This window comes from Hyphococcus sp., from assembly GCF_041986965.1.
Lineage (GTDB): Bacteria > Pseudomonadota > Alphaproteobacteria > Caulobacterales > Parvularculaceae > Hyphococcus.
The window spans coordinates 116,234-129,973 of the sequence record NZ_JBHIXB010000002.1 but is presented as its reverse complement, the minus strand read 5'-3'; the positions used below and the strand labels follow the sequence as shown (position 1 = coordinate 129,973).

Sequence of the window (13,740 nt, the reverse complement as noted above, 5' to 3'; positions counted from 1 at the left end):
GCGCGTTCCTATCTACCCACCCGCCAGGGAACGATGCGCCCGCCGGTGTCAACTTCCAGCTCCCAGCTCGCCGCCGGTTTGCTGATCTCGCGCGCCAGCGCCGCCGCTGTCGTCACATGGTTTCCATTGACGGAGACAATCTTGTGGCCGGGACGCAAGCCCCGGCGCGCCGCGAAAGAACGCGGCGCCACATCGGAGACGACAACGCCTTTGGATAGAGGGTCGAGACCGAGCTCCTCGGCGAAGCGCGGCGAAAGATTGTCGACCGTAACGCCGTTCAGAGGGTGGTTGCCCTCAAGCTCACGGGTGTCGCGCGCCGGCGTTTCCGGCGGCAGCGTGAGCTTCACCGTTGCGTTGCGCGTCTTGCCGTTGCGCACATAAACCACCTCTGCATTGTCGCCGTCATTATTGACGCCAACGCGATATTGCAGGGTCTGGGCGTCATAGACCGGCTGGCCGTCGACCTCGATGATGACATCGCCAGCGCGAATTCCCGCCAGTTCCGCCGGCCCTTTCTCCCATGTGTCGTCGACAATAGCGCCCGCCGGGCGATCGAGTTTCAGGGCCTTGGCCATGTCGGCCGTCACCGTGCTTGACGACGCGCCGAGCCACGGGCGCACCAGCGCCGTGCCGGAGATCGCCGATTTGATTACCTGCTGCACAAGCCGCGAGGGGATGGCGAAACCGATGCCGTTAGACCCGCCCGAGCGCGAATAGATCGCCGAGTTGATGCCGACCACGCGACCGTCAATGTCGATCAGGGCGCCGCCGGAATTACCCGGATTGATCGCGGCGTCGGTCTGGATAAAGAACTGATAATCGGAAATGGAAACGGCGGTGCGCGCCAGCGCGGAAATGATGCCGCTGGTCACCGTCTGGCCGACGCCGAACGGGTTGCCGATGGCGAGAACCACATCACCCACATGGATGGAATCGGAATTGGCGAAAGTGAGATAAGGCAAGGGCTCGTCCGGTGTGATGCGCAGAACCGCAAGGTCCGTCTGCGGATCAGCGAGCACGAGCTCCGCTTCAAACTCGCGCCGGTCGCTCAACACGACCTTGATCTCCGTCATACCGTCAATGACATGATTGTTCGTGACAACGACCCCATCCGGGCTGACGACAACGCCGGACCCGAGCGAATTTTGCTCGCGCGGGCCCCCGCCGCCAAAAAAGCGTTCGAAGAACGGATCGCCCGCAAAGGGGCTGCGCTGCTGCACGACGCGTTTGGTGTAAACATTGACGACGGCGGGCGCGGCGCGCTCCACCACCGGCGCGAAAGACATTTTCACATCTTCCATGGAATTGGGCACAACGCGCGGCGACTGAGCGATGGCGTCACCCGCCATTTCACCGGCCGGCGCGCTCGGCGCTTCCGGGGCCGGCTGGGCGCAGGCCGCAGACGCGGCGAGGATCGCAAATGAAGAAATGAGTCCGTGGGAGAAAAGACGCATGGGTCAACCTATCTGCAGCGGATTTTCTGGCGCGGCGACGCCGCTGCTGAAATATAAGGGATCGCGGCGGCAATTGCAGCGCATCGCCGTCAGATTATTTGCGCCCCTTCAGCAAAAGAAAAGGCGGCCCGAAGACCGCCTTTAAGCCGTATCGAAAAGACCAGAGATCTATTCTTCGTCATCATCCTCAACGCCCATGACGGGGCCGGAATCCAGTCCCTTGGCGTCTTCATCGCGGTCGACGAATTCAATGACCGCGAGCGGCGCATTGTCGCCATAGCGGAAGCCGGCCTTCATGATGCGGATATAGCCGCCGTCACGTTCGGCGTAGCGGGGGCCAAGCGTGTCGAAAAGCTTTTTCGCCATGCTTTCGTCCCGGATCGACGAAATGACCTGACGGCGCAGGTGAAGCGCACGGCCTTCGTCTTTGGCCGCATGTTTCGCTTTCGTCACGAGCTTTTCGACGATGGGGCGAAGCTCTTTGGCTTTCGGCAACGTCGTCGTGATCTGCTCATGCTTGATCAGCGCACAGGACATGTTCGCGAACATCGCTTTGCGGTGTTCGTGAGTCCGGTTCAGTTTTCTTTGCGCCATCCCGTGTCGCATGGCTTTTACTCCTTATGGCCGGCTCTCGCCGGTCGTTTTCTATTCGTCAAATTTCTTCGCGAGTTCTTCGATGTTTTCTGGCGGCCAGTCGGGCACATCCATACCGAGGTGAAGGCCGAGACCAGCAAGCACTTCCTTGATCTCGTTCAAGGACTTGCGGCCGAAGTTCGGTGTGCGGAGCATTTCCGCTTCGGTTTTCTGGATAAGGTCGCCGATATAAACGATGTTGTCGTTCTTCAGGCAGTTCGCAGAACGCACCGAAAGCTCAAGCTCGTCGACCTTGCGCAACAGCGCCGGGTTGAACGGAAGCTCTTCGCGGGCGTCGCCGCCTTTGTCTTTCGTCGGTTCGTCGAAATTGATGAAGATCTGGAGCTGGTCCTGAAGGATGCGCGCCGCATAGGCGACCGCGTCGTCAGGAGACAGGGAGCCGTCAGTTTCGACATCCATGATCAGCTTGTCATAGTCGAGCACCTGACCTTCGCGGGTGTTTTCCACGCGATAGGCGACGCGGCTCACCGGTGAATAGAGGCTGTCGACCGGGATAAGGCCGATCGGCGCATCTTCCGGACGGTTCGCTTCGGCTGGGGCGTAGCCCTTGCCCGTGTTCACCGTCATCTCAATGCGCAAATTCGCGCCCTGATCGAGATGGCAGATGACATGATCCTTATTGAGGATTTCAACCGCAGAGGTTTCCTCAATGTCGCCGGCCGTCACAACGCCTGGCGTTGATTTCTTCAGAACCAGGCGCTTCGGCCCGTCCGCATGCATGCGCAGCGCAAGCTGTTTAATGTTGAGAACGATGTCCGTCACGTCCTCGCGCACGCCCGGAATGGACGAGAATTCGTGGACCACGCCGTCGATCTGGATCGAGGTCACGGCCGCGCCCTGCAGCGAGGACATCAGAATGCGGCGCAGGGAGTTGCCAAGCGTCAGGCCAAAGCCGCGCTCAAGCGGCTGGGCTATGATGGCCGCCTTGCGATTGGCGTCAGCGCCTGGCGAAACTTCCAGTTTCGTCGGGCGGATCAGCTCAAGCCAGTTTTTTTCGAGGATGTTTGTCGTATCCATAGGTGGATCGCTCTCTTTATTCCGTATCGTGATTAAACGCGGCGGCGCTTGCGGGGACGGCAGCCATTATGGGGAATTGGCGTGACGTCATGAATAACGGTAACCGTAAGGCCCGCGGACTGCAGCGCGCGAAGCGCGCTTTCACGGCCTGAACCCGGTCCGCGCACTTCGACGCTGACGGTCTGAAGGCCGTGATCCATGGCTTTTTTCGCGGCGTCTTCCGCAGCGAGCTGCGCGGCGTAAGGCGTTGACTTGCGCGAGCCCTTAAAGCCCATGCCGCCTGCCGAAGACCAGGAAATCGTGTTTCCCTGTTCGTCGGAAATTGTGATCATGGTGTTGTTGAAGGACGCGTTCACATGAACAACGCCCGTCGAGATGTTTTTGCGTTCCCGGCGTTTGACGCGCGTTCCGGCTGCTTGCTTCGCCATTGTTCAGTATCCTTACTTCTTCTTGCCGGCGATCGGCTTCGCGGGGCCCTTGCGCGTGCGGGCGTTTGTGTGGGTGCGCTGGCCGCGAACCGGCAGGCCGCGACGGTGACGCAGACCGCGATAGCAGCCCTGGTCCATCAGGCGCTTGATGTTCACCGCGACGTCGCGGCGAAGGTCGCCCTCAACCATGTAATCGCTGTCGATGGTTTCGCGGATCTGCAGGACTTCGGAGTCCGACAGTTCATTGACGCGGCGCTCAGGCGCGATGCCGACCTTTTCGCAAATCTCTGCGGCTTTCGCCGGGCCGATGCCGTGAATGTAACGCAGCGCGATGGTGACGCGCTTGTTCGTTGGAATATTAACGCCTGCTATACGGGCCACAGGTTGTTCCCTTCTGTTTCATCTCGCCCCTTTTCCCTTGGCCGGGCCAACCATTTTAAAGGTCCATTCGGACCCGCCTCTTACGCAACTCAAAAAGCCGCCTGTTTCCAAGCAACAAGACCCGCGACGGCGCATAGGGGGTAACCCCTGCCGGGCGGGCGGTACTCCTTCTGACGGAGAGCGCGTTGATAAGCCCACGCGCCGCCCGCCGTCAACCGCTTTTCAAGGCTAATTCAGCCCTGAATTTGGTCCAATATCGCGTCAATGGCGGCGGAAACGGCCTCGACCGTCTGCATGCCGTCCACAGCCCGCAATTTGCCCTGTCCCTCATAGTAAGGGATCAGCGGCGCCGTCTGTTCGCGATAGACCTGAAGCCGTTTCGCGAAGGTCTCTTCATTGTCGTCAGCCCGGACTTCCTCGCCCCTGGCCTTGGTTTCCTTGATGCGGTTGCGGAGGCGGTCGATCAGCGCCGCCTCGTCCACCCGGAGCTCCACGACCGCGTCGACGGCCCGGCCCTTTTTGGTCAGGATCGCATCGAGCATCTCGGCCTGCGGAATGGTCCGCGGGAAGCCGTCCAGCAGGAAGCCGGGGGCGCAATCGTCAGCCTCGATGCGCTCCTCGATGATCGCGGCCACAATGTCATCCGAGACGAGATTGCCGGCGTCCATGATCGCCTTGGCCTTCAGGCCAACCGGAGATTTCGCGGCGACCGCAGCGCGCAGCATGTCGCCGGTGGAAAGCTGGGGAATGCCGTAGCGTTCTACGATATGAGCGGCCTGGGTGCCTTTGCCGGCGCCCGGCGGTCCGAGAAAGATAACAATCATCGTCTCCCCCCGCGCAATTTCGATTTCTTGATCAGCGCTTCATATTGCTGGGCGACCAGATGGCCCTGGATCTGGCCCACCGTGTCGAGGGTCACGGACACGACGATCAGGAGCGACGTGCCGCCGATATAGACCGGGATCGACTGGCCATAGGCCGATTTCAAGATTTCCGGGAAAATACAGACCGCCGTCAGATACATGGCGCCGATGACCGTGAGGCGGGTCAGGACGAAATCGAGATATTCCGCCGTGCGCGGCCCCGGGCGGTAGCCCTGAACGAAACCGCCATATTTCTTGAGGTTATCCGCCACATCTTCGACGTTGAAGACAACGGAGGTGTAGATGAAGGTGAAGACGATGATCAGCGTCGCGTAGAACGCGATGTAAAGCGGACGGCCCGGCGCGAACAGGAAGGTGAGGTCCTGCAGCCACTGGGGCGATCCGTCGCCAACCGCACCCGCCGCCGTCGCCGGCAGGAGCAGCAGCGAAGACGCGAAAATCGGCGGAATGACGCCCGACACGTTGATCTTGAGCGGCAGGTGGGATTTCTCCCCTTGCGTCATGCGCTGACCGACCTGGCGGCGCGGATACTGGACGAGAATCCGGCGCTGGGAGCGCTCCATAAAGACCACAAAGGCGATCAGGCCCAGCGCCAGCGCAGCGATCACGAGGATCGCGCCGCCGCCAATGCCGCCGCCGGCCCGGCCCTGATCGAGGAGCGAGGCCGCAACCCGCGGCAGTTCCGCGACGATGCCGGCGAAGATGATGAGCGACACGCCGTTGCCGACGCCGCGCGCCGTAATCTGCTCGCCAAGCCAGAGCAGGAACATCACGCCGCCGACCAGCGTGACCGTCGTCGTCATGAGGAAGTACGGGCCCGGATCGATGACGGTGCCCGGCGAGCCTTGCAGCGACACCGCGATGAAATAGCCCTGCATGGTCGCAAGGAACACGGTCAGATAACGGGTGTACTGGTTGATCTGGCGGCGGCCCTGCTCACCCTCTTTCTTCACCTTCTCAAGCGACGGGATCACCGCCGACATGAGCTGCATGATGATCGAGGCCGAAATGTAAGGCATGATGTTGAGGGCGAAGATCGCCATGCGCTCAACCGCGCCGCCGGCAAAGATATTGAGCGTGCCGAGAAGGCCGCCCTGCTGGCTCTGGAAGCCTTGGCTGAAAGCGATGGGGTCAATCCCCGGAATCGGTACGAAGGTGCCGAGGCGATAGACGATCAGCGCGCCGAGCGTGAACAGCAAACGCTTCTTCAGCTCTTCCGCTTTCGCGAAAGAAGAGAGATTGATGTTCGACGCGAACTGTTCCGCTGCGGACGTCATCGGCCTGTCCCTGTTCAACTTGCCCTTTTGGGCGGCCCCTCACATGCGCTAGAGCGCAACCGTGGCCATGTGGAGACTGCGGGCGGCGCCCGCAACCCCCTTCGGTCAACCCCTACTCGCCTTTGGCTTCGCCCTGGACCAGCGTCACGGAGCCGCCAGCCTTTTCGACCGCCGCCTTGGCGCCAGCGGAAGCGTGCGCGACCACAAGATTGAGCTTTGATTTGAGCTCGCCGACGCCAAGCAGCCGGACACCGTTCTTGGCGCGGCGGACAACGCCGGCCTCGACCAGCGCCTCGACGTCAATGGATTTGCCCGCATCGAGCTTGCCGGCGTCAACAGCGGCCTGGAGACGGCCCACATTGACTTCGACAAAGGCCGCCCGGTTCGGCTTGTTAAACCCGCGCTTCGGCAAACGCATGTAAAGCGGCATCTGACCGCCTTCATAGGCGCGGATGCCGGAAACGCCCGAACGGGATTTCTGACCCTTGACGCCGCGTCCGCCGGTCTTGCCTTTGCCGGAGCCGATGCCGCGGCCAACGCGCGTGCGTGACTTGCGCGCGCCTTTATTGTCGGAAAGCTGATTGAGTTTCATTTTTTACCTCGACTTGCGACAGCGATTTCGTTGAAACGCCGCCTCGCCTGAACGCCCTCTCGAAATAAACGGAGGGCAACAAAATGACGGGGCCTTCGCCCCGCCGGTTTAGTCTTCCACCACCTCGACGAGGTGGGAAACCTTGCGGATCATGCCGCGCACAGCCGGCGTATCCTCAAGCTCGCGCTCGCGGCCGATCTTGTTCAGACCGAGGCCGACCAGCGTCGCCCGTTGATCTTGCGGACGGCGGATCGGGCTGCCCGTCTGGCGGACTTTCAACATTTTCTTCGCCATGACTGTGATCCTTTAAGCAGCAGCGTCAGCCGCATCGGCGGCGGGGCCGCGAGCGGAAAGAATATCGGAAACCTTTTTACCACGCTTGGCGGCCATGCTCCGCGGGCTCTGCTGGTTCTGCAGCGCATTCACCGTGGCGCGCACCATGTTGTAAGGGTTCGAGGAGCCGATCGATTTTGCAACGACGTCCTGAACGCCAAGCGTTTCAAAGATCGCGCGCATCGGGCCGCCTGCGATGATGCCGGTGCCCGGAGGGGCCGACCGCAGAACAACCTTGCCTGCGCCCCAACGGCCCGCAGCATCGTGATGCAGCGTGCGGCCTTCGCGAAGCGGCACGCGCACGAGGTTGCGCTTGGCTTCCTGGGTCGCCTTACGGATCGCTTCCGGCACTTCGCGGGCTTTGCCCTTGCCGAAACCGACGCGGCCTTTCTGATCGCCGACGACGACGAGCGCGGCGAAACCGAAGTTCTTGCCGCCCTTCACCACTTTCGCAACGCGGTTGATCGCAACGAGCTTGTCGACGAATTCGTCGCGCTCTTCGCGTTCGCCCCGGCCTCTGCCTTGTCCGCGTCCGCGGCCACGTCCTTCTTCACGCGCCATCTTCAAACTCCCTAGAAATTAAGACCGGCTTCGCGCGCGGCGTCCGCAAGCGCTTTCACCCGGCCGTGATACATGTAACCGCCGCGGTCAAACACGACTTCCTTGACGCCAGCTTTAACAGCTCGATCAGCAAGCGCTTTGCCGACTTTCGCCGCCGAGTCCTTGTCGGAGCCCTTGCCGAAATCCTTTTCCAGCGAAGAAGCCGCCGCAAGCGTCTTTCCTTGCGCGTCATCGATGATCTGCGCCGAGATGTTTTTCGACGAACGGAACACCGACAGGCGCGGACGCTCAGTGGAGACGCGCTTGATCTTGCGGCGCGTGCGGCCCGCCCGTGAAATCTGTTGTTTTCTCTTTTGATCGGCCATTGCCCGATTTCCTCTAGCGAAGCGTTACTTCTTCTTGCCTTCCTTACGGAAGATGAATTCGTCAGCGTATTTCACGCCCTTGCCTTTATAAGGCTCCGGCGGACGGAACGCGCGGATCTCCGCGGCGGCCTGTCCGACCTTTTGCTTGTCGATGCCGGAAACGATGATTTCCGTCGGCTTCGGCGCCGCGAGCTTGACGCCCTCCGGGGCCGGATAGTCGATATCGTGGCTGTAACCGAGGGCCAGCGAAAGCGCCGTGCCCTTCATCTGCGCGCGATAACCAACGCCCACCAGCTCAAGGGTCTTGGTGAACTCATTGGCGACGCCGTCGAACATATTCGAAAGCTGCGTGCGGCTCATACCCCAGAGCGAGCGCGCAGGCTTCGAATTATTGACCGGCTTCACCGTCAGCTCATCATTTTCGAGCGCAACCGTGCACAGATCGTTGACGACGAAATTGAGTTCGCCTTTCGGACCTTTCGCCGTGACCGACTGGCCGTCGACCGTCACGGTCACGCCCTTCGGCACGGGGATCGCTTTTTTACCGATGCGGGACATCTATCTCGCTCCCAGCCTTAGTAAACTTCGCAGAGCACTTCGCCGCCAACATTGGCGTCGCGCGCAGCTGCATCTGACATGACGCCCTTCGGCGTCGAAACAATCGAGATGCCGAGGCCGTTGCGAACGGACCCGAGATCGCGAACCGAAGAATAAACCCGGCGGCCGGGCTTGGAGACCCGCTTGATCTTCTGGATCACAGGCGCGCCTTCGTAATATTTCAGCTCGACTTCAAAGCTCGGCTTTTCGCCGTCTTTCTCGATGCGCGAATAGCCACGGATGTAGCCTTCGGCCTCAAGAACATCGAGCAGCCAGCCGCGCAGCTTCGAGGCCGGAACGCTCATGGTCGAATGCCGGCGCATCTGCGCGTTGCGGATGCGGGTGATCAAATCGCCGACGGGATCATTGATAGCCATTGTTCTACAGGCTCCCTTACCAGCTTGACTTCACGAGGCCCGGGATCTTCCCGGCCGAACCCAGTTGACGCAGCGCGATGCGCGACATCTTGAGCTTACGGTAGTAGCCGCGCGGACGGCCGCTGACCTGGCAGCGATTGCGGATGCGCGTCTTCGAGGAGTTGCGCGGAAGCTCTGCGAGCTTGAGCGCCGCCATGAAGCGGTCCTCGCCGGACTGCTCCTGATCCCTGATGATCGCTTTCAGCCGGTTGCGTTTGGACTCAAACTTTTTCGCCATGCGGCGGCGTTTGAGATCGCGCTCGACCATTGATTTCTTCGCCATGTATTCTCCTTCTCAAGCCGGTTTCCGCGGAACCCGCAGACCTTGCCCAATGCCTTTCTTATTTCCTGAACGGGAAGTTGAATTCCCGAAGAAGCTCGCGCGCCTCGTCGTCATTGCCGGCGGTTGTGCAAACGATGATGTCCATGCCCCGGATCTTGTCGACCTTGTCATAGTCGATTTCCGGAAACACGATGTGTTCTTTAAGGCCCATCGCGTAATTGCCGCGTCCGTCAAAGCTCTTGGCGTTGAGACCGCGGAAGTCGCGTACGCGCGGCAGCGCGATGGTGATCAGACGATCGAGAAATTCGTACATGCGGTCCTTGCGGAGCGTCACTTTGGCGCCGACCGCCATGCCTTCGCGCAGCTTGAAGCCGGCGATGGATTTCTTGGCCTTGGTGACGACCGGACGCTGACCGGCGATCAAAGTGAGATCCGCCAGGGCCGCATCAACCGCCTTGCGGTCGTTGACGGCGTCGCCGACGCCCATATTGATCACGATCTTGTCGATCGACGGCATCATCATCGGATTCGAATATTTGAACTTGTCGTTCATTTTCGACCGGATGGTGTCGCGATAAAGCGTCTTCAGACGCGGTTCATATGATTGAGCTTCAGCCATCGATAACCTCACCCGACGCTTTTGCGACGCGCACTTTCTTTCCATCTTCAATCTTGAAGCCGACGCGGGTTGGTTTGCCCGTCGACGGATCTTTCAGCGCCACATTGGAAACATGGATCGACGTTTCGCGCGTAATGATCCCGCCTTCTTGTTGCGGCGTTTGCTTCTGGTGCTTCTTGATCAGGTTGACGCCGCGCACGACCACGCGGTCGGCTTTCGGCATGACCTGAATGACTTCACCTTCAGCGCCCCGGTCCTTGCCGGCGAGCACGACGACCTTGTCGCCCTTTTTGATCTTCGCAGCCATTACAGCACCTCCGGCGCAAGCGACACGATCTTCATGTGCTTGGCGGCGCGCAGTTCGCGGGTCACCGGGCCAAAGATACGTGTGCCGATCGGCTCTTTGTTGTTATTGATAAGGACAGCGGCGTTGCGGTCGAACCGGATCACCGACCCGTCCTTGCGCTTGATGTCTTTCGCGGTGCGCACGACCACGGCCTTCATGACCTGGCCCTTTTTCACGCGGCCGCGCGGAATCGCTTCCTTCACCGACACGACGATAATGTCGCCGACGCCGGCATATTTGCGTTTCGCGCCGCCAAGCACCTTGATGCACTGAACGCGCTTTGCGCCGGAATTATCGGCGACGTCCAAATTTGATTGCATCTGGATCATGGTGATCCTCCTGATGGGCCCTCAGGCCCCGCTTCACTCTTTCCACCCGCGACTTGCGGACGGGATTAACCTTTTGACCCGAGGCCGATGACTTCCCAGCGTTTCAGCTTGGACTTCGGCGCGCATTCCTGGATGCGGACGAGATCGCCGACCTTGTATTTGTTTTCCGCATCATGAGCGTGAAAACGATTGGAGCGGCGAACAACTTTCTTGAACAGCGGATGCGTAAACATACGCTCGACATTCACGACCACTGTCTTTTCGCCTTTGTCGCTCACCACGGAGCCTTGCAGAATGCGTTTTGGCATTGCTTTCGCCTCTTATCCTTAGTTCGCCCGGTTTTTTTCGCCGAGAATGGTTTTGATCCGGGCGATGTCTTTACGCACTTCGCCGATCCGTGCGGTTTTTTCGAGCTGACCCGACGCTTTTTGAAAGCGCAGGTTAAACTGTTCGCGCTTGAGCTGCAGGAGACGGTCCTTCAGTTCATCGGCGGTCATATCGCGTGCTTCGCTGGCGTTCATGACTGATCTCCTTACTCACCGATGCGCGAAACGATGCGCGTCTTGATCGGCAGCTTCGCCGCGCCAAGCAACAGCGCCTCACGGGCGATGTCGTCCGGCACGCCGTCAAGTTCAAACATGATGCGGCCCGGCTTCACTTTCGCGGCCCAGTATTCAACCGAGCCCTTACCTTTACCCATGCGCACCTCGGTCGGTTTTTTCGACACCGGCACATCCGGGAAAATGCGAATCCACACACGGCCCTGACGCTTCATGGCGCGGGTGATGGCGCGGCGAGTGGCTTCGATCTGACGCGAGGTCACGCGCTCCGGCTCCATGGCTTTCAGACCATGGGATCCGAAATTCAGATCCGTGCCGCCTTTTGCGGCGCCCTTGATGCGCCCTTTGTGCATCTTGCGGAATTTTGTTCTTTTAGGCTGCAGCATGACTGGCTCGCTCCAAAATCCTTCTTCGCGCTAGTTGTTGCGCTGCTGATGACCGACGCCGCCCGTCTGGGCTTCGATCAACCGCTTTTCCTGACCCATGGGGTCATGTTCCATAATCTCGCCCTTGAAGATCCAGACCTTGACGCCGATGGCGCCGTAAGTCGTCTGGGCGGTCGCGACGCCGTAATCGATGTCGGCGCGAAGCGTATGCAGCGGCACGCGGCCTTCGCGGTACCATTCCATGCGCGCGATCTCAGCGCCGCCGAGACGGCCGGAGACGTTGACGCGAATGCCGAGGGCGCCCATGCGCTGTGCGGTCTGCATGGCGCGCTTCATGGCGCGGCGGAACGCGACGCGGCGCTCAAGCTGCTGCGCGATGTTCTCTGCAACGAGGGTCGCATCGATTTCAGGCTTGCGGATCTCGACGATGTTGAGAACCGTTTCCGACGACGAAAGCTTCGACAGTTCCTGACGCAGCTTTTCGATATCGGCGCCTTTTTTGCCGATCACAACACCCGGACGCGCGGTGTAGATCGTCACGCGGCATTTTTTGTGCGGACGTTCAATCACGATGCGCGACACGCCGGCCTGCTGAAGGCGCTTTTCGAGATACTTCCGGATCGCGAGGTCTTCATGCAGCAAATCGCCATAGGCGGCTTTACCGGCGAACCAGCGCGAGTCCCAGGTACGGTTGATACCGAGGCGCAGGCCGATTGGGTTGACTTTCTGGCCCATTAAGCGGCCTCCTCAACTTCTTTCACGACGATCGTGATTTCAGAAAACGGTTTTTGAATTCTGCCGACGCGGCCGCGGGCGCGGGCTTTCCAGCGCTTCATGACCATGTTCTTGCCGACGAAAGCCTGATCGACAACGAGCTGGTCGATGTCGAGATCGTGGTTGTTCTCAGCGTTCGCGATCGCGCTTTCCAGAACTTTTTTGACGTTCTGGGAGATGCGCTTGCGCGAGAAGGTCAGCTCTGCGAGCGCCTTTTCAACCGGCATGCCGCGGATGAGCTGCGCCACGAGGTTCAGTTTCTGCGGCGAGGTGCGGATCAGACGGCCTTTGGCCATGGCCTGGGTTTCACCAACGCGCCGGGGATTTTTGCTCTGCCCCATGACTATTTCCTCTTCGCCTTCTTGTCCGCGCCGTGACCGTAATAGGACCGGGTCGGAGAGAATTCGCCGAACTTGTGACCGACCATGTCTTCAGTGACATGAACGGGGATGAATTTCTGGCCGTTATAGACGTTGAACGTCAGCCCGACGAATTGCGGCAGGATAGTTGAACGGCGTGACCAGGACTTGATCCCGCCTTTGTGTTTTCCGTCCTGCGACTCTTCCGCTTTCTTCAGGAGATAGCGGTCGACGAACGGACCTTTCCAGACTGAACGTGGCATGTCGTTTTATCTCCGGCCTATTTCTTCTTCTTGCGCGCGTGACGCGAGCGCAGAATGAATTTGTCAGTTGCTTTGTTCTTGCGGGTTTTGGCGCCCTTGGTCGGCTTGCCCCACGGCGTGACCGGGTGACGGCCGCCCGAGGTGCGGCCTTCGCCGCCGCCATGGGGGTGATCGACCGGGTTCATCACGACGCCGCGCACGGAAGGACGCTTGCCCTTGTGGCGATTGCGGCCGGCTTTGCCGATCGACTGGTTCATGTGGTCCGGGTTTGAAACGGCGCCGATGGTGCCCATGCATTCCCCGGAGATCAGACGAACTTCGCCCGACTGCATCCGCACCTGCGCCATGCCTGAGTCACGGCCGACGAGCTGGGCGTAAGAGCCGGCGGAACGCGCCACCTGGCCGCCTTTGCCTGGCTTCAATTCCACATTGTGAATGATCGTGCCGACCGGAATGGCTTTCAGCTTCATCGCGTTGCCAGGCTTCACGTCGACCTTTTCGCCAGCGATGATCTTATCGCCGGCTTTCAGGCGCTGCGGCGCGAGAATATAAGCCTGCTCGCCATCGAGATATTTCACCAGCGCGATGAAGCCCGAACGGTTCGGATCATATTCGAGACGCTCAACCTTCGCTTCGATGTCAAACTTGTTCCGTTTGAAGTCGACGATGCGATAGGTCTTCTTCACCCCGCCGCCGCGGCGGCGAACGGTGATGCGGCCGGTGTTGTTGCGGCCCGCTTTCTCGGTCAGGCCTTCCGTCAGCGATTTGACAGGCTTGCCCTTCCAAAGCTCGCTGCGGTCCACCAGCACAAGCTGGCGGCGGCTCGGCGTCGTCGGTTTGAATTTTCTCAAAGCCATTGGAA

The 13,740-nt window shown here is 60.2% G+C and carries 24 protein-coding genes; all 24 read right to left on the bottom strand.

Features of this window, described 5'->3' with window-relative positions:
• Positions 1-8 precede the first annotated feature (8 nt).
• The 24 genes from ACFC5L_RS09640 to rplB all read right to left on the bottom strand — a co-directional run bounded on the left by ACFC5L_RS09640 (position 9) and on the right by rplB (position 13,735).
• Positions 9-1,454, bottom strand: coding sequence for a Do family serine endopeptidase (locus ACFC5L_RS09640; protein ID WP_375203153.1), 1,446 nt, complete (start codon positions 1,452-1,454; stop codon positions 9-11).
• Between the two features lie 168 nt (positions 1,455-1,622).
• A complete protein-coding gene (rplQ, locus tag ACFC5L_RS09635; RefSeq protein ID WP_375203154.1) occupies positions 1,623-2,060 on the bottom strand; it encodes a 50S ribosomal protein L17 in 438 nt (145 codons plus the stop codon).
• A gap of 39 nt (positions 2,061-2,099) precedes the next feature.
• On the bottom strand, positions 2,100-3,110 hold the full coding sequence (locus ACFC5L_RS09630) for a DNA-directed RNA polymerase subunit alpha (protein ID WP_375203289.1): 1,011 nt from the start codon (positions 3,108-3,110) through the stop codon (positions 2,100-2,102).
• A gap of 47 nt (positions 3,111-3,157) precedes the next feature.
• Positions 3,158-3,553 carry a 30S ribosomal protein S11 gene (gene rpsK, locus ACFC5L_RS09625; RefSeq protein ID WP_375203155.1) on the bottom strand — a complete coding sequence of 132 codons (396 nt, stop codon included), beginning with the start codon at positions 3,551-3,553 and terminating at the stop codon, positions 3,158-3,160.
• 12 nt (positions 3,554-3,565) lie between these two features.
• Positions 3,566-3,934, bottom strand: a complete 369-nt coding sequence (rpsM, locus tag ACFC5L_RS09620; protein ID WP_375203156.1) for a 30S ribosomal protein S13 — start codon at positions 3,932-3,934, stop codon at positions 3,566-3,568.
• A 233-nt stretch (positions 3,935-4,167) separates the two neighbouring features.
• Positions 4,168-4,758, bottom strand: coding sequence for an adenylate kinase (locus tag ACFC5L_RS09615; RefSeq protein WP_375203157.1), 591 nt, complete (start codon positions 4,756-4,758; stop codon positions 4,168-4,170).
• Positions 4,755-6,095 carry a preprotein translocase subunit SecY gene (secY, locus tag ACFC5L_RS09610; RefSeq protein WP_375203158.1) on the bottom strand — a complete coding sequence of 447 codons (1,341 nt, stop codon included), beginning with the start codon at positions 6,093-6,095 and terminating at the stop codon, positions 4,755-4,757. Before secY ends, ACFC5L_RS09615 begins: the two co-directional genes overlap by 4 nt.
• A 112-nt stretch (positions 6,096-6,207) precedes the next feature.
• A complete protein-coding gene (rplO, locus tag ACFC5L_RS09605; RefSeq protein WP_375203159.1) occupies positions 6,208-6,687 on the bottom strand; it encodes a 50S ribosomal protein L15 in 480 nt (159 codons plus the stop codon).
• A gap of 108 nt (positions 6,688-6,795) precedes the next feature.
• Complete coding sequence (rpmD, locus tag ACFC5L_RS09600; protein WP_375203160.1) at positions 6,796-6,981, bottom strand: 50S ribosomal protein L30; 186 nt, start codon at positions 6,979-6,981, stop codon at positions 6,796-6,798.
• A 12-nt stretch (positions 6,982-6,993) separates the two neighbouring features.
• Positions 6,994-7,581 (bottom strand): 30S ribosomal protein S5, encoded by a 588-nt coding sequence (rpsE, locus tag ACFC5L_RS09595; RefSeq protein WP_375203161.1) that lies wholly within the window; start codon positions 7,579-7,581, stop codon positions 6,994-6,996.
• Positions 7,582-7,592: 11 nt separating this feature from the next.
• Positions 7,593-7,946 (bottom strand): 50S ribosomal protein L18, encoded by a 354-nt coding sequence (gene rplR / locus ACFC5L_RS09590; protein ID WP_375203162.1) that lies wholly within the window; start codon positions 7,944-7,946, stop codon positions 7,593-7,595.
• A 24-nt stretch (positions 7,947-7,970) separates the two neighbouring features.
• Positions 7,971-8,504: a 50S ribosomal protein L6 gene (rplF, locus tag ACFC5L_RS09585; protein ID WP_375203163.1), complete on the bottom strand. Its 534-nt coding sequence runs from the start codon at positions 8,502-8,504 to the stop codon at positions 7,971-7,973.
• 17 nt (positions 8,505-8,521) lie between these two features.
• Complete coding sequence (rpsH, locus tag ACFC5L_RS09580) at positions 8,522-8,920, bottom strand: 30S ribosomal protein S8 (RefSeq protein ID WP_375203164.1); 399 nt, start codon at positions 8,918-8,920, stop codon at positions 8,522-8,524.
• Between the two features lie 16 nt (positions 8,921-8,936).
• The gene (gene rpsN, locus ACFC5L_RS09575) at positions 8,937-9,242 is read right to left on the bottom strand and encodes a 30S ribosomal protein S14 (protein WP_375203165.1); all 306 of its coding nucleotides are present in this window, start codon (positions 9,240-9,242) and stop codon (positions 8,937-8,939) included.
• Between the two features lie 58 nt (positions 9,243-9,300).
• Complete coding sequence (gene rplE, locus ACFC5L_RS09570; protein WP_375203166.1) at positions 9,301-9,861, bottom strand: 50S ribosomal protein L5; 561 nt, start codon at positions 9,859-9,861, stop codon at positions 9,301-9,303.
• Complete coding sequence (rplX, locus tag ACFC5L_RS09565) at positions 9,854-10,168, bottom strand: 50S ribosomal protein L24 (RefSeq protein WP_375203167.1); 315 nt, start codon at positions 10,166-10,168, stop codon at positions 9,854-9,856. Before rplX ends, rplE begins: the two co-directional genes overlap by 8 nt.
• Complete coding sequence (gene rplN / locus ACFC5L_RS09560) at positions 10,168-10,536, bottom strand: 50S ribosomal protein L14 (protein ID WP_375203168.1); 369 nt, start codon at positions 10,534-10,536, stop codon at positions 10,168-10,170. The genes rplX and rplN overlap by 1 nt, the downstream gene beginning before the upstream one ends.
• A 65-nt stretch (positions 10,537-10,601) precedes the next feature.
• Positions 10,602-10,844: a 30S ribosomal protein S17 gene (gene rpsQ, locus ACFC5L_RS09555; protein WP_375203169.1), complete on the bottom strand. Its 243-nt coding sequence runs from the start codon at positions 10,842-10,844 to the stop codon at positions 10,602-10,604.
• 18 nt (positions 10,845-10,862) lie between these two features.
• Positions 10,863-11,057 carry a 50S ribosomal protein L29 gene (gene rpmC, locus ACFC5L_RS09550; RefSeq protein WP_375203170.1) on the bottom strand — a complete coding sequence of 65 codons (195 nt, stop codon included), beginning with the start codon at positions 11,055-11,057 and terminating at the stop codon, positions 10,863-10,865.
• Positions 11,058-11,068: 11 nt separating this feature from the next.
• A complete protein-coding gene (gene rplP / locus ACFC5L_RS09545) occupies positions 11,069-11,482 on the bottom strand; it encodes a 50S ribosomal protein L16 (protein WP_375203171.1) in 414 nt (137 codons plus the stop codon).
• Positions 11,483-11,512: 30 nt separating this feature from the next.
• On the bottom strand, positions 11,513-12,217 hold the full coding sequence (gene rpsC, locus ACFC5L_RS09540) for a 30S ribosomal protein S3 (RefSeq protein ID WP_375203172.1): 705 nt from the start codon (positions 12,215-12,217) through the stop codon (positions 11,513-11,515).
• Positions 12,217-12,597 (bottom strand): 50S ribosomal protein L22, encoded by a 381-nt coding sequence (gene rplV / locus ACFC5L_RS09535; protein WP_375203173.1) that lies wholly within the window; start codon positions 12,595-12,597, stop codon positions 12,217-12,219. The genes rpsC and rplV overlap by 1 nt, the downstream gene beginning before the upstream one ends.
• A 2-nt stretch (positions 12,598-12,599) precedes the next feature.
• Positions 12,600-12,878 carry a 30S ribosomal protein S19 gene (gene rpsS / locus ACFC5L_RS09530; RefSeq protein ID WP_375203174.1) on the bottom strand — a complete coding sequence of 93 codons (279 nt, stop codon included), beginning with the start codon at positions 12,876-12,878 and terminating at the stop codon, positions 12,600-12,602.
• 17 nt (positions 12,879-12,895) lie between these two features.
• Positions 12,896-13,735, bottom strand: a complete 840-nt coding sequence (rplB, locus tag ACFC5L_RS09525) for a 50S ribosomal protein L2 (RefSeq protein WP_375203175.1) — start codon at positions 13,733-13,735, stop codon at positions 12,896-12,898.
• Positions 13,736-13,740: the final 5 nt, after the last annotated feature.